Genomic DNA, 14119 nt, shown 5'->3' on the forward strand with positions numbered 1-14119 from the left:
GATATTCACTTGTAAAACAGATATTTTGCTTAAACCCGCCCGTACAATAGTCAACAGTCAAGCGCCAATATTATCAGTAGTCACCTTGACAAATGACTAATGACCAATGACTATTGACCATTAACTATTGACAATTAACCATTGACTCTTAACTAAATATGTCTCGCTCCAAAGCTCTACAATATTACATAGTCTCCCGGTTACTTTTAGCACCACTTCAGCTATTTACAATTGTCACGATTGTATTTCTTTTATTGAGAGCTACACCAGGAGATCCAGCAGATGCAATTTTAGGTGGGCGTGCGCCAGAAAGTGCAAAGGCGGAACTGCGTCAACAATTGGGTTTAGACTTACCTTTGTGGTTGCAATATTTAAATTATTTAGGAAATTTACTGCGATTTGATTTAGGAACTTCTTTAACTAGTCGGGGACAAAATGTAGGAGAAATTATCGGGCAATATTTCCCCGCTACAGTAGAGTTAGCTGTATTTAGTATGGCAGTGGCGCTGATTGTTGGTATTCTAGTGGGAACACTTTCTGCCTCTCGTCCGGGTACAGTTGTAGATGTGGGAGGACGTTTATTTGGCATAGTAACTTATGCATTGCCAATGTTTTGGGCGGGAATGATTCTTCAGTTAATTTTTTCAGTACAACTAGGTTGGTTTCCTAACTCTAATCGCTTTCCGCCGAACCTTACCGCACCAACTCACATTACTGGTTTGTATACTCTTGATAGCTTACTTGCGGGTAACTTCAGTCATTTTTTCATAGCATTGCATCATATCGCCCTTCCTAGTTTGACTTTAGGTATTTTATTAAGTGGAATTTTTGAGCGAATTGTGCGCGTGAATTTAAAGCAAACTCTACAAGCAGATTATATAGAAGCGGCTAGAGCCAGAGGTATTCCTGAAGGTAAGATTTTAGTTGCTCATGCTTTAAAAAATGCTTTGATTCCAGTGATTACAGTTTTGGGTTTAACATTTGCTTCTTTGTTAGGTGGAGCAATTTTAACTGAAGTCACATTTTCTTGGCCTGGTTTAGCTAATAGATTGTATCAAGCGATCGCCGATCGCGATTATCCCATTGTCCAAGGCGTGTTGGTATTTTTCGGCGCGATCGTTGTTAGCGCCAGTATTTTAATTGATATTTTAAATGCTTACGTCGATCCGCGAATTCGGTATTAGTATTTTTAGATATCAAGCAAAATCTTGGGAAGTTAATCAAGATGAAAATTTTTACTGCAATCATCGAGCAAGATACAGAAACAAATCTTTATGTAGGTTATGTTCCCGGATTTCCAGGAGCGCATTCTCAAGGCGAAACATTAGATGAATTACAGCAAAATCTGCGTGAAGTAATTGAAATGCTTTTAGAAGATGAAAATATTTCCTTAAATACTCAGTTTGTGGGTACGCAACAGATCGTGTTGCAAAGTCACTAAGCGATCGCACGAGATGCAAAAGAGATCGCCTCTTCTTGTGTAGATATTGTTCCCTCGGCCTGAGCTATAGCAATTTCTGTAAGAATTTTACCAATTAATGGCGACGGAGAGAGATTTAATGCTATAATGATCTCCTTCCCACTCACGATTTGAGCGGGATGAGCGACCAGATCATCAGGGTTTAGGTAGCGGCCGATTAAAGGTGCGTAAACGCAGAGCGATTTATCGCCAGATATCGCCCCTACCAGATTATCAAAAGCTAAGGCCAGCGCTACAGCAGTACTAAATACAGTGCCTGCTTCCTGAAAGAAAAAATACTGTTCTCTAATAGACATATCAGGTGTTTTTAGCCTTGGGAACAGTCTGAGGGCTGTAGTCACAGATTGAATTTCAGCACGGCTGTAGGTTAGTTCCGTTAGCTCAATTTCCGCAGCTTCTGGATTTTGATGAACAAGACAAGCAAGTTTAGCGATACCTAAGCGCGTGGTTTTGATAGTATCGCGGATGTATTCTTGCAGTTCAATCCCCAGAGGCTGCCAATTTTTGGCAATATAGTCGGCGGCTTTGTCAACTGCGGTGAGTTTCTCAAAGCTTTCGCTGGTGGCGTTTTTAAAGAATGGTGCGAGTACACCATCTAACCAAGCAGAAGCGATCGCATGATTACCTTGAGGACTGGCTAATAAATAACCAATTTCTACCCTAACGCGTTCTGCCGCTACTGTGGTGATGTGTGAAGCTAAAGAACGTATTGTTTGCTGGGTATTGGGTTCGATAGTAAAACCAAGTTGGGCTGATTGTCGATAGCCTCGCAGTAACCTTAAAGGATCGTCTTCTAAGTTTTTTGGCGAAACCATCCGCAAAACTCGCTTTTCTAAGTCAGCCAAACCTTGCAATGGATCGATAATTTCTTGGGTATGGGGATTATAGGCGATCGCATTTACGGTAAAATCCCGTCTGTGCAGATCGGTTTCTAAAGTCGCACCTTCCTGTTGAGCAATATCAACTGTAGCGTTAGGGAAGACTACACGCGCAATTTGTCGTTGGGGATCGAGAAGAACAAAACCCGCTTGATAATGATGAGCGATCGCTCGTGCTACTTTAACTGCATCTGTAGGGATAACAAAATCTAAATCTAAGTATTCGCGACTTCTACCTAATAAAGCATCCCTCACCGCACCACCTACCATATATGCTGGTTGTGGCAATAAGTCTAAGCTAAACGGCCAATTTTCTGGAGCTAAGGTAGAAGAAACTAAATTGTGCATTGTAATAAAAATCAACCCAGAAACTAGTGAATATAACTTTGGCTTAAGCTAGATTAACAATAAAGGTTCCTGGAGTTGGCTCTATTATGTGTATTTGCGTGAATTGCCACTATGTAGACCGATGTTTAACCTATCATGCCGTAGAAACGCAGCATCAACAACCCCATTTAACAGAAACACCCACTTTTGACCCCAATGAACCCTCAATCAATGTCAATATCCGCACTAAAGGGGAAATCATTGAAATGGAATGGGATGTAGTCGGTTGTCTCAGCTTTAAGCAAGAAACTGGTAAATGGGCGAAATTACGTCCGGGTGAACTAGTCCCAACCTGACGATGTGATGAAGATAATTGTAGTCAGGATTTTAGTCTGCAAATAAGAGGATGTTTTAAAAGTCCTGTCGTTGGTAGCAAAACATTGTTAGATCCCCCTAAATCCCCCTTAAAAAGGGGGACTTTGATTGTATTTCCCCTTAAAAAGGGGGGTAGGGGGGATCGATTAGTATCTAAAATCACAGCCAAAAACTTTTCAAACAACCTCTAAGGAATGAATTCCTCAATTTTTAAATTGCTTGACATATTGTGGTTTTTGCAAGCCGACTTAACTTAATTTTCTACTTCAGTTGACTTTTAAATATGCTTTTTTTTAAAGTTATAAAACAAACATATTTAACTTTATTTTGATTACTGAACTAGAACATCTCGCCGTTACCAAATACGGTTTAGCACTGCACACCACCACACCTGAATTAGGTTTAGCAATTAATAATTTTGCAGGTGACTCTCGCTCTCAGATATGGAATTTAGGGCGGGATTTATCTAGCCTGATACATCAATACTTAATTGAATTTATTCAACCACAAACTTGGTCAGATTTAGCATTTCTGGCAGTCGCCAAAGGGCCTGGTGGTTTTACAGGGACGCGGATTGGGGTAGTTCTCGCGCGGACTTTAGGACAACAGTTAGAAATTCCAGTATTTGCGGTTTCTACTTTAGCCGCAGTTGCTTGGACAGAAATTAGTACAAATCAAAATACTGATGCGATCGCTATTCAAATGGCGGCGCAAAGAGGTCAAGTTTTTGGCGCGATTTATCAGCTTCAGCCCGATAATTTAGGATTAACAGCTTTATTACCAGATACAGTATTTACACCGGAAGCTTGGCAAGAAACGCTAGCAAATTGGCAGACTAATTATCAATTAATTGAAGCTAAATCTGACTTAGCAGCCACAGTCACTAGCATTTTGTCACTAGCTTACCTAGATTGGCAACAAGGTACGCGTCCCCATTGGAATGAGGCTTTGCCTTATTATGGTCAACATCCCGTAGAGAATGTTAACTGTTGAGTGTTGACTGTTGATTGTTGACTATTGGTCTGTCGCATATTTTATAATCACTAGACAATTTCGCCCATCGGAACCACGTTCGTAAACCACACGATCGGCTAGGCGGCGCAGGAGAAACCAGCCATACCCGCCTACTTGAAGAGTACCGGGTTTTGGTTCGGCGATCGCATCTGGATTAAAAGGTTGTCCATAATCCCAAATTCGCATTTCTAGTTTGTCCATCCACAGACAAACTTCAATCTCGATAATTGTGTCCGGCGGTAAAGCAGAATGTGCATGACGAACTGCGTTAGTAAAGCCTTCTGCTAACGCCAAGTTCAGCCGATAGAGTTGGTTTTCTAACCAGCTTATTTCCGATAAATTTTGCCGACAGAATTTTTCAAACCATTGTTGTACTTGGTTTAAGAGCTTAAGTTCGCTCTTCACCGTCAGATGGTCTCGCTGCACTATGCTAAGCATTGACCGTGACTTGAATTATTTAATAAGTGAGGATTTGTTGACAATTTATATTTTTGATCTTCCTGGGTTTTGATATTTTGGTAGAGCAGGTCAAAGGGATTGTGGATGGAGTTAGCAGCCAAAAAAAATTGATAATTGGCTATCACACCGGACATATTTTAGTACATTATCCCAGTACCAAGGAAGAGTAGTATCTGAATAAATCAACATCAAGAAAATCAAGATATTGTGGGGGATTGCTGGTTAAAAGCCAGTTAAGTTTAAAACTAAATATTTAAGATGCAACCTAATATATATAAATTGACGCCTGTGAATTATTTTTCACAAGCATATATTACGAAAGTTATGAACTATAACTGCCAGCTAATATAGGCAGATTGTCATACATCATACATTCGTTACATGCTAGGGAAAATCACAGGCGTCAAAATGCTGTTTGGTGACTAATTTAGAACAAGCCCAAAGTCAAAGATTTGTCTAAAGGTAAAGCAGCACCAATACCTAACCACAGAGTTACAAGTGTACCAAAGAGGAATACTGTGGTAGCAACGGGACGACGGAAGGGGTTTTGGAACTTGTTAACGTTCTCAATAAAGGGAACGAGAATTAGTCCCAGTGGTACTGAAGCCATCGCTAATACTCCTAAGAGTTTGTTAGGAAGCGATCGCAAAATTTGGAATACAGGGTACAAGTACCACTCTGGTAAAATTTCCAATGGTGTTGCAAAAGGATTTGCTGGTTCGCCGTTCATCGCTGGATCTAGCACTGCTAGAGCCACGACACAAGCGAAAGATCCCATGATTACCACTGGAAACACATACAGTAGGTCATTAGGCCAAGCTGGTTCGCCATAGTAGTTATGGCCCATACCTTTAGCCAGCTTGGCTCTAAGGATAGGATCGCTGAGATCGGGTTTTTTCTGTGTTGCCATTTTTAAATATGCTCTCCTGCTTAAGTTGAGTTAAAGCATTTGTAAAAGCCATCAGCTATCAGGTAATCCTAGCCTGCGGATACTAGATAATATGCGCAGGCTGGTTTCTTCAACTTTCAGCTTCAAATATCAAGTTTTTGTCTCATTGTTCATCAGTTTAAAACAAACAACTCAATCTTGAAACCGATCGCCGTTGCCTGTTAGGTATGAGGCGGAAATTACAAAGGCCCAGAAATGCCTTGTTTGCGGATCATCAAGAAGTGGAATAGCATGAAAACCGCAATCAACCAGGGCAGCACAAATGTGTGAGCGCTGTAGTAGCGAGTTAGGGTAGCTTGGCCTACGCTGGAACCACCACGCAGCAAATCAGAGATTAGTACACCAACCACAGGAATTGCTTCGGGAACGCCGCTAACGATTTTCACAGCCCAATATCCTACTTGATCCCAAGGTAGTGAATAGCCTGTTACACCAAAAGAAACGGTGATTACAGCCAGGATTACACCACTTACCCAGGTCAATTCGCGGGGCTTTTTGAAACCGCCAGTGAGGTATACGCGAAAAACGTGCAAAATCATCATCAACACCATCATGCTGGCAGACCAACGATGGATGGAGCGAATCAGCCAGCCGAAGTTTACTTCCGTCATGATGTACTGCACTGAAGAGTAAGCTTCAGCAACAGTTGGCTTGTAGTAGAAGGTCATGGCAAACCCAGTAGCAAACTGGATGAGAAAGCAAACCAGGGTAATGCCACCCAAGCAGTAGAAAATATTGACGTGGGGAGGAACGTACTTGCTAGTAACGTCATCAGCTAGCGCTTGAATTTCCAAGCGTTCCTCAAACCAGTCGTAAACGTTGGCCATACAATCTCAAGTTCCTAAAAATCGGGTGCGGTTGATAAATCTCCCAATTAGCAATTTTGGGATTTTAGCAAAGAGGTTTGTGGTCGTTTGCTTTTAAGGCGTCAGAGTGATAAGACTTTTAATAAACTTAACACTCTGTAAACATGGTATGTATTGCGTTTGTGAGGCAAACCAACACTAAATTATGGGCACAAAGTAGATCTTATCGTTTGTTGAGTGGGATGCAAGCCAATCAAGTGAGTTAACAACTTGATTAAGACTAATGCACCACTTCTATAAAAAAAGTAACATAATCGAGAGATAGATTTCATCAAAAACAAAGCAACTGGGCAGTTCTAGGCAATTCGGCTTGAGGTGGAATTCAACATGGGCTTGTTCGTAGACAAAAAGGTTTTGAGACGGGTATTTTCATTGCTGATGGCGGTTTGGCTGGTTTGGGGTGCAATCACCCAACCAGCAACGGCTTTGACGGAAGAACAGAAATTAGTATCAGAAGTTTGGCGAATAGTCAATCGAAATTATTTAGATGAAACGTTTAATCATCAAAGTTGGGCATCGGTGCGGCAAAAGGCTTTAGAGAAACCTCTGAAAAGTCAGGAAGCAGCTTATGGAGCGATTCAGAATATGCTCAAAAGCTTAGACGACCCTTTTACTCGCTTTTTAGACCCAGAACAGTACCGGAGTTTACAGGTAAATACTTCTGGAGAACTCACCGGGGTAGGCTTGCAAATTGCTCTAGACTCTCAAACTGGTAAGTTAGAAGTCGTTGCACCGATAGCAGGTTCACCAGCAGATAAAGCCGGAATTAGACCGCGCGATCGCATCCTGAAAATTGAAGGCGTTTCCACAGAAAATCTTACCCTAGATGAAGCTGCGGCTAAAATGCGCGGGCCGATTGGCAGTCTCGTCACCCTGTTAATTGAACGGGAGGGTGCAGACGAGCAAGAATTTAGGGTTACCCGCGATCGCATTGCTTTAAATCCTGTAATTTCAGAATTGCGCGTCACCCCCCAAGGTACACCCCTTGGCTATTTACGCCTCAATCAATTTAATGCCAACGCCTCAATGGAACTGGCACATGCCATTAATAGTTTAGAAAAAAAGGGTGCGGCTGCCTATATTTTAGATTTACGCAATAATCCTGGGGGACTATTACAAGCCGGAATTGAAATTGCTCGCCTGTGGCTAGATTCTGGCACTATAGTCTACACCGTCAATCGCCAAGGCATTCAAGGCAGTTTTGAGGCATTTGGCCCGGCTATGACATCAGATCCCCTAGTTATTTTAGTCAATCAAGGTACTGCCAGTGCCAGCGAAATTCTCGCCGGCGCACTCCAAGATAATGGTCGTGCCCAATTAGTAGGGGAAACCACCTTTGGTAAAGGCTTAATTCAATCTTTGTTTGAATTATCAGATGGTTCTGGTTTGGCAGTCACCATTGCTAAATATGAGACTCCCCAACACCGAGATATTAACAAACTAGGTATCAAACCAGACAAAATTATTCCTCAAGATGCGATCACCCGCGAACAAATTGGTACAGAAGCAGATCAACAATATCAAGCTGCTGTGGAAATCTTGACGAAAAATCAAGTAGTGGTGGGAATGGGGAATAGGGCATAGGGTATGGGGCATGGGGCATTGGGCAATTCAATTTTGGATTTTGGATTTGCGATAGCGCAGCGTTAGCGAGTCCGCGAGCGTCTTTTGGATTGGGTTTGAATCTAAAATCTAAAATCTAAAATCTAAAATTCCTTGTCCTCCTTCCCTTCCCTTCCCTCATCCCTCTTCCTGAAATCGAGCCAGACTCTGATAAGCTTGCGCGATCGCACCTTTGCCCCGTAAAAAACCAGTATTTGCACCGGGACAAATGTATTCTAGGGTTTCTGGGGTGAAGCGTTCTAATATGTACTTGAGGCTTTTTAGTTGTCGCGGCCAGTGAAAGGTTTTGGCTGTCCGTAATGGTACTGGGTCGCCTTGAAGATTGGGAACTAAGTGACGACCAGAAAATAACACGCCGCCCAAGCAGTCGTAGTAAAGACAAGATGAGCCTGGTGAATGTCCTGGTGTCCAAAATACTTGGGCGCTGCTATCTAAAGTCAGTTCCTTAGCAAAGGTAGTTACAGTTAAGCCTGGTAATAAATATGCTTCTTGCTCTTGAATTATGACCTCACAACCCAATTCTTGCTGGATTTCTGCTGTTTTCCCCATCGCGCCGCGATGAGTGATAAATAACCAGCGAACACCACCATGCGATCGCAAAAAATCTAAATTTGTCTGTTCTAAAGCTGGGCAATCAATGAGGATATTGCTTTCATTTCTTACAATAAAATAAGAGGTTCCCCCTAATGTGTCCCGATTTGGTGGAAAAGCATAAATACTATCAAGCACAGCCCGTGGTGGCTTAGCTGTATGACTTGGCTGTTGAGGTAAGGGACACATAAGAAAAAAACCGAAACTGAGGAGTTGTGATTAATCTGGTTACACAGTTAAACTGCTTCAGGCTGGAAGCTGGAGAGTTAACAACTGCTGTTAACCTTTAGGGCAAAAATTGGGGTTTTTTCAGTCTGGCTAGTAGTCACAGATGTGGTGCTAACCCTACTAGTAAGACATTGTTTCCAATTACCGAAGAGCAAATGACATTTTGGTTTCTCCTTTTACTGGGACTAGCTACTTATCTAATGGTGCAGCGTGTTGTCGCCCATAGCACCCAGACACCCGTCTGGTTATTGTGGCTGGTTTTAATGACCCCAGCATTTTTATTGAGTGGGTGGACGCTGCGATATGGGACAAAAGTACCGCCGCCAGCATCGCTGATCCTGTGGTCATCAATAATCTGTATTTTGTTATACTGGCTGTTATTTCAATGGGGAAGGCGATCGCCCAGAGATAAACAAACACAACCACAAGCTATAGAAGCAACACAATCGGCTATCCATCCTACCGCAGAACCAGTGACAGTGCGTCCCATCGAACCAACGGAAGAAACCCAACTGCGAAATTGCTTTCCCTGGTCTACATACTACATCCAAAACATTGAGTATCGACCCCAGGCGGTGATTTGTCGCGGTCAATTGCGAACTTCACCCACTCAGGCTTACCAGCAAATTAAGTCTAATATCGAAGCCCAATTTGGCGATCGCTTTTTGCTGATATTTCAAGAAGGTGTTAACAGCAAACCTTTTTTTGTCCTTGTTCCCAATACTCAAGCAGCAAAACAGGTTAATTCTCCTAAACAAGAAAAATTAACTCGTCCAGTATTAGCGCTGGTGTTGTTACTCGCTACTTTAGTAACTACTACCTTAGTTGGCTCGTCAATTGCTGGTGTAACTCCCAAAGCATTACAATCCAATCCTCAGCTTTTATTCCAAGGATTGCCCTATGCTTTAGGATTAATGACAATTTTGGGTATCCATGAACTCGGTCATTATTTAACAGCTAGATACTACAAAATTCGCGCCACATTGCCCTATTTTATCCCCGTGCCTTTTTTCTTAGGTACTTTTGGCGCATTTATACAAATGCGGAGTCCAATTCCTAACCGCAAAGCTTTATTTGATGTCAGTATTGCTGGGCCAATTGCTGGTTTTATTGTCACCTTACCCTTATTAATTTGGGGTTTAGCTCATTCGGAAGTAGTGGCTTTAAATCCAAAAATTGGCATGTTAAATCCGGAAGCCCTGAATCCTAAATATTCTATTTTGCTAGCATTACTTGCCAAATTAGCACTAGGAAGTAGCTTAACTGCAACATCAGCTATTAACTTACATCCAGTTGCCATTGCTGGGTTTTTAGGATTAATTGTCACAGCATTAAATCTCATGCCTGTAGGACAATTAGACGGCGGTCATATTGTTCACGCCATGTTTGGCCAAAGAACTGCGATCGCTATTGGGCAAATAGCGCGTTTATTGCTGTTATTACTGTCTTTTATCCAATCAGAATACTTCATTTGGGCAATCATCTTATTACTCATACCCTTAGTTGATGAACCTGCCCTCAACGATGTTACAGAATTGGATAATAAACGGGATATTTTGGGTTTATTCTCAATGGCGTTATTGGTGATTATTGTACTGCCATTACCGCAGGCGATCGCTAACCTCTTACAGATATAAATATCTGTAGACATCAAAACTCAGCTAGCGACGCAATTGTATTCTCAAATAAATTAGATTTACCGTGGGGTTTAGCAATGCTAAACCTCGATAATTGGAATTTATTTATTCAACATCTCAGTGATTTTAATCACATTTTAAATCTTCATATCCATAGATCATTCATGGAAGTATTAATTACTGTAAATTATCAATATTTTCCGTATAACCAGTTTTCTTAACTCTTAAAGTAGCATTATAATTTTTTTTAAATTTCTTTACATGATTTTGGATTTCTGTTGAGTTTAAAGGACTTCTAGTTGTAATTACATCTGACTTTTCACGGGATGTGGAAAAGAAAGAGTGGTTCGCGATAGCTGGTCGCGAACCACTCAAATGAATTGAAGATAATTTGCGCTCTTAATGTAATGTGCTGGTAGTTTAAACATTTTGGGTGCAAATGAAACTATTAGAAGCGAACCCGTACCGCAATTGTGATTTTGGTGACAAACGTCTGACTAACAGAGCAGTGTTAATTGCGGAGGCTTTAAAAGTAAAATATGGTCAGCCTCTATCACAAATATTTAAAAGCGCTAGTGACCTAAAACGTGGTTACGAATTCTTCTCTAACCCCAAAACAACTTTTGAGAAATTGACCCAGCCATCTTTTAAACAGACTTCTCAGCAGATTTATGGCATACCAATAGTATTAGCTGTAGGTGATACAACTTATCTTGATTATAAAAAAATATTAGAAAAAAGAGATGATTATGGGCCTACAGGTAATGGTGGGAATGGACTAATTTTACATAGTTCTTTAGCACTAGACCCAGACTTTGGACAGCCACTAGGACTATTATGGGAAAAATTGTGGCATCGACAACACAAGGTCTCCCCGCCACCAGAAGAAACATCTAGAGCTAAAAAAAAGCGATTAAAAAAAGAACGTTTAATCGCGAAAAATAGAGCTTTTAAAGAAAAAGAATCTTATCGATGGGTGGAAGCTTTTCAAAAAGTCAACAAATTATTTAAAGATTTAGAAATGCCTGATGGTGGACTACTCACTCATTGTGGTTCATGTCTTTGACCGTGAAGGAGATATCGCAGAAGTATTCGCACTTTCTACTAAAACTAAAAACACAGGTGTAGTTGTCAGAGCCGCTCACAATCGTTGTTTATCGGGAGAAAACTCTTATTTATGGGAGTATGTAACATCCCAGTCAGTGCAGTTTATCAAAGAGGTTGAATTACCAAAAACTAAAAAGCGTTTTGAAAGAACTGCAACTTTAGAGATCAGGTATTGTCCAGTATCAATAAATCCTCCTTCTCGATTAAAAAAGAAAGGCAATTTTAACGTTTACGCGCTCTTTGCAACAGAGATTAATGTGCCAGACGAATGTGAGCCAGTTTCATGGATGTTACTGACAAGCGAGTTAGTTTCGACACAACAAGAGGCTGAACAAATTCTCCGGTGGTATACGTATAGATGGAGAATAGAAGAGTATCACAAAATCTTAAAATCTGGCTGTAAAGTGGAAAGTTATCGCTTGGCAGGTGAGAGTATGTCAACGATGTTAGGTTTTTTAACAGTGATTGCGGCACAATTACTGCGAATGACTTATTTACATCGGAACTCTCCGCACAGTTCCGCAGAATTGGTGTTAACAAAAATACAAATGGATGTGCTACTTTCTAGTACTCCACCCAAACAAAAAAAGCCCCACTTACTTACAGTTGATTGGGCAATTCGAGCAATTGCACGTCTAGGGGGATACTTAGAACATAGGAAGAATAGCCCCATTGGGATACAAGTTTTGTGGCGAGGCTGGTTGGAATTAGAAACCTTATGTCAAGGTTGGTTGCTGCATGAGAATCTAAAATGAATATATTGATTTTAGTTACTCAACAAAGTTATAGAGGAATATGGTTCGCGACAACCCGTCGCGAATCGTGGAATGTTGATTTTATGTCGAAAGACCGAAAAACTATAGCCCAAGAGGATTTACAATCGCGTATAGACAAAGTTATCGACATGTTGGAGCATCTTGAATTTGAAGTCGCTGCCATACACAATTCAATGCCTGTTGCGCCACCTAGTTGTAGAATAGCTCGTTACCTAGCAAAGGGACGTAAAGAATTTTATTGGTACTATAAACTACATGCTACAACACCAATATTTCCGACTCGAAGTGATGGCAAGCTTTCCAAGTACAAGCATTTAGGTAAGGCTGGTAGTCAAGCCTACATAGATGCTATTGCACAAATTACTGCCAGGACTAAAATTGAAGCCTTGGATCGTTCAATCGAGACTCTCAAACAGGGTTTAAAAGATTTAGTCGAAGAAACTTCCAAATATAATAAACAATAGCAAGTGGTTCGCGATACATTATCGCGAACCACTCTTTCTTTTCCACATCCCGTGAAAAGTCAGGTAATTACATAGCAATATTTACGAGCTTTTTTTAAATCTTTGGAGACAATTTTAATAGTATTTTCTAATTGTTTAAATGCATGTTCAACATCGCCACCTTTTAATTCTATATATATTTGTATATCACAATCATTAATAATTAATAGCCAATCACATTTAACTCCTTGAATATTCAGACATCCATCTACCTGAACTTTAGTTACTTCTATTAAATTTTCGTTATAAAAAGTAATTTCACTACTCTTTTTTTCCTTAATAACTATATTTTTATAGTTAATTATCTCCGAACATGCATCCAAATCCACTGAGATTATTCTCCAATTTCTATTTCCAGTAATTCTTCAAAATCTTTACTAAATTCATTGGAGACATCATCAATAATATTTGTATCTATCAAACTGTTATCTGCATTAATTAAATTTTCAATTCTACCATCTTTGATAGTGTAAGCACCAATATCATTAATATCTAGCATTTGATTTTCCGCCACAATTTTAGTTAATTTTTCCCACAAGCGATTATCAACAGACTTATTTCTTAATGATTTGATTGTATTACCTGCCTGAATCAGATTATTAAAAGCCGTTAATATATAAGGGCTATGAGTTGTTATAAAAAATTTATGTCTCTTATCAGTGATATTAAAAATTAAACTAATTAAATTGACAATGTGTTTTTGAGATGTAGGAAATAAGTGTGCTTCTGGTTCTTCTATAATAAATAACCTTGTTGAACTCAGAAAAGGTAAAATCGCTAATATCAGAGTCATAGGTAAAGCTTCTTGCTGACCAGAAGATGAATTTGATAAATTTACCCTTCTATTATTGCTAGTGTAAATCCAGTCTTTTCCTTTTTCGTATACATAATTACCCACTATTATCTGACTAATTAATTCATCTATTTTTTCATTCTGTTGTTTATGAATATTTTTTCTATGGTCATATAGTTTTCTGACTAGTTCATAGTCTGAACCAAATTCTGTTAAAAAATAATCTATCGGAATGTCTCCTGATAAAAAAGAAAAAACATTGCTTTGTAAGTTAGCAAAGAAGGATCTACCTGCTGGAATGAAAGTTAATGAATCTAGGCTATCTACTTGGTTTTCTTTAAGAATATAATCAGTAAAAATTTCATTAAAATATTCTTGAGTATTTTTGGTGGAACTTTTATGTTTTTCTATATAAACCTCATCCATCTTGAAAACTGGAGTTTTCGCAGAAAACATATTACTGTGGATAGGTGGTGTGGTAGAAAATCAAACAGGAATGCTAAAAGTAGAATG

At 39.9% G+C, this 14119-nt stretch carries 14 protein-coding genes and 2 pseudogenes; 9 read left to right on the forward strand and 7 right to left on the reverse strand.

The window, feature by feature from the left end; translation table 11 throughout:
* The first annotated feature begins 158 nt into the window (after positions 1-158).
* A complete protein-coding gene (locus H6G41_RS03730) occupies positions 159-1184 on the forward strand; it encodes an ABC transporter permease (protein WP_190743706.1) in 1026 nt (341 codons plus the stop codon).
* 41 nt (positions 1185-1225) lie between these two features.
* On the forward strand, positions 1226-1441 hold the full coding sequence (locus H6G41_RS03735; RefSeq protein ID WP_190743708.1) for a type II toxin-antitoxin system HicB family antitoxin: 216 nt from the start codon (positions 1226-1228) through the stop codon (positions 1439-1441).
* Here the strand turns inward: H6G41_RS03735 and H6G41_RS03740 are convergent.
* A complete protein-coding gene (locus H6G41_RS03740; protein ID WP_190743710.1) occupies positions 1438-2706 on the reverse strand; it encodes a CCA tRNA nucleotidyltransferase in 1269 nt (422 codons plus the stop codon). The two genes, H6G41_RS03735 and H6G41_RS03740, sit on opposite strands and share 4 nt — an antisense overlap.
* A gap of 86 nt (positions 2707-2792) precedes the next feature.
* Between H6G41_RS03740 and H6G41_RS03745 the strand changes: the two genes are divergently transcribed.
* Both H6G41_RS03745 and tsaB read left to right on the forward strand, forming a co-directional pair.
* Positions 2793-3041 (forward strand): Ycf34 family protein, encoded by a 249-nt coding sequence (locus H6G41_RS03745; protein ID WP_096602505.1) that lies wholly within the window; start codon positions 2793-2795, stop codon positions 3039-3041.
* Positions 3042-3387: 346 nt separating this feature from the next.
* On the forward strand, positions 3388-4053 hold the full coding sequence (tsaB, locus tag H6G41_RS03750; protein ID WP_190743712.1) for a tRNA (adenosine(37)-N6)-threonylcarbamoyltransferase complex dimerization subunit type 1 TsaB: 666 nt from the start codon (positions 3388-3390) through the stop codon (positions 4051-4053).
* A 21-nt stretch (positions 4054-4074) separates the two neighbouring features.
* Here tsaB and H6G41_RS03755 read toward each other — a convergent pair whose 3' ends face one another.
* The 3 genes from H6G41_RS03755 to petB all read right to left on the reverse strand — a co-directional run bounded on the left by H6G41_RS03755 (position 4075) and on the right by petB (position 6309).
* Positions 4075-4512 carry an anti-sigma regulatory factor gene (locus tag H6G41_RS03755; protein WP_190743714.1) on the reverse strand — a complete coding sequence of 146 codons (438 nt, stop codon included), beginning with the start codon at positions 4510-4512 and terminating at the stop codon, positions 4075-4077.
* 448 nt (positions 4513-4960) lie between these two features.
* Positions 4961-5443: a cytochrome b6-f complex subunit IV gene (petD, locus tag H6G41_RS03760; protein WP_096643383.1), complete on the reverse strand. Its 483-nt coding sequence runs from the start codon at positions 5441-5443 to the stop codon at positions 4961-4963.
* A 218-nt stretch (positions 5444-5661) separates the two neighbouring features.
* Complete coding sequence (gene petB / locus H6G41_RS03765) at positions 5662-6309, reverse strand: cytochrome b6 (protein WP_045867444.1); 648 nt, start codon at positions 6307-6309, stop codon at positions 5662-5664.
* Positions 6310-6675: 366 nt separating this feature from the next.
* Between petB and ctpA the strand changes: the two genes are divergently transcribed.
* The gene (gene ctpA, locus H6G41_RS03770; protein WP_190743716.1) at positions 6676-7932 is read left to right on the forward strand and encodes a carboxyl-terminal processing protease CtpA; all 1257 of its coding nucleotides are present in this window, start codon (positions 6676-6678) and stop codon (positions 7930-7932) included.
* 156 nt (positions 7933-8088) lie between these two features.
* Here ctpA and H6G41_RS03775 read toward each other — a convergent pair whose 3' ends face one another.
* Positions 8089-8751 (reverse strand): MBL fold metallo-hydrolase, encoded by a 663-nt coding sequence (locus tag H6G41_RS03775; RefSeq protein WP_190743718.1) that lies wholly within the window; start codon positions 8749-8751, stop codon positions 8089-8091.
* Positions 8752-8945: 194 nt separating this feature from the next.
* Here H6G41_RS03775 and H6G41_RS03780 point away from each other — a divergent pair, with 194 nt between their 5' ends.
* From H6G41_RS03780 to H6G41_RS03790, 4 genes and pseudogenes are all read left to right on the forward strand, one after another.
* A complete protein-coding gene (locus H6G41_RS03780; RefSeq protein WP_190743720.1) occupies positions 8946-10427 on the forward strand; it encodes a site-2 protease family protein in 1482 nt (493 codons plus the stop codon).
* A 439-nt stretch (positions 10428-10866) separates the two neighbouring features.
* A pseudogene (locus H6G41_RS36160) lies at positions 10867-10983 on the forward strand (transposase DNA-binding-containing protein); the annotation flags it as partial.
* 3 nt (positions 10984-10986) lie between these two features.
* A pseudogene (locus H6G41_RS36165) lies at positions 10987-12289 on the forward strand (IS4 family transposase).
* Positions 12286-12774 carry a hypothetical protein gene (locus tag H6G41_RS03790; RefSeq protein WP_242037791.1) on the forward strand — a complete coding sequence of 163 codons (489 nt, stop codon included), beginning with the start codon at positions 12286-12288 and terminating at the stop codon, positions 12772-12774. Before H6G41_RS36165 ends, H6G41_RS03790 begins: the two are co-directional and overlap by 4 nt.
* A gap of 59 nt (positions 12775-12833) precedes the next feature.
* On the opposite strand, the gene H6G41_RS03795 is transcribed toward H6G41_RS03790, so the two are convergent.
* The gene (locus H6G41_RS03795) at positions 12834-13142 is read right to left on the reverse strand and encodes a hypothetical protein (protein WP_190743722.1); all 309 of its coding nucleotides are present in this window, start codon (positions 13140-13142) and stop codon (positions 12834-12836) included.
* 5 nt (positions 13143-13147) lie between these two features.
* On the reverse strand, positions 13148-14062 hold the full coding sequence (locus H6G41_RS03800; protein ID WP_190743724.1) for an AAA family ATPase: 915 nt from the start codon (positions 14060-14062) through the stop codon (positions 13148-13150).
* Positions 14063-14119: the final 57 nt, after the last annotated feature.

Origin of the sequence: Tolypothrix sp. FACHB-123, from assembly GCF_014697075.1 — a bacterium.
GTDB lineage: Bacteria > Cyanobacteriota > Cyanobacteriia > Cyanobacteriales > Nostocaceae > Aulosira.

Bases quoted from the DNA above. Each gene is read 5' to 3' on its own strand.
- H6G41_RS03775 (WP_190743718.1), bottom strand. From the start codon at position 8,751: ATGTGTCCCTTACCTCAACAGCCAAGTCATACAGCTAAGCCACCACGG.
- H6G41_RS03800 (WP_190743724.1), bottom strand. From the start codon at position 14,062: ATGTTTTCTGCGAAAACTCCAGTTTTCAAGATGGATGAGGTTTATATA.
- petD (WP_096643383.1), bottom strand. From the start codon at position 5,443: ATGGCAACACAGAAAAAACCCGATCTCAGCGATCCTATCCTTAGAGCC.
- H6G41_RS03735 (WP_190743708.1), top strand. From the start codon at position 1,226: ATGAAAATTTTTACTGCAATCATCGAGCAAGATACAGAAACAAATCTT.
- H6G41_RS03755 (WP_190743714.1), bottom strand. From the start codon at position 4,512: ATGCTTAGCATAGTGCAGCGAGACCATCTGACGGTGAAGAGCGAACTT.
- H6G41_RS03790 (WP_242037791.1), top strand. From the start codon at position 12,286: ATGAATATATTGATTTTAGTTACTCAACAAAGTTATAGAGGAATATGG.
- H6G41_RS03745 (WP_096602505.1), top strand. From the start codon at position 2,793: ATGTGTATTTGCGTGAATTGCCACTATGTAGACCGATGTTTAACCTAT.
- H6G41_RS03780 (WP_190743720.1), top strand. From the start codon at position 8,946: ATGACATTTTGGTTTCTCCTTTTACTGGGACTAGCTACTTATCTAATG.
- petB (WP_045867444.1), bottom strand. From the start codon at position 6,309: ATGGCCAACGTTTACGACTGGTTTGAGGAACGCTTGGAAATTCAAGCG.
- H6G41_RS03730 (WP_190743706.1), top strand. From the start codon at position 159: ATGTCTCGCTCCAAAGCTCTACAATATTACATAGTCTCCCGGTTACTT.
- H6G41_RS03740 (WP_190743710.1), bottom strand. From the start codon at position 2,706: ATGCACAATTTAGTTTCTTCTACCTTAGCTCCAGAAAATTGGCCGTTT.
- ctpA (WP_190743716.1), top strand. From the start codon at position 6,676: ATGGGCTTGTTCGTAGACAAAAAGGTTTTGAGACGGGTATTTTCATTG.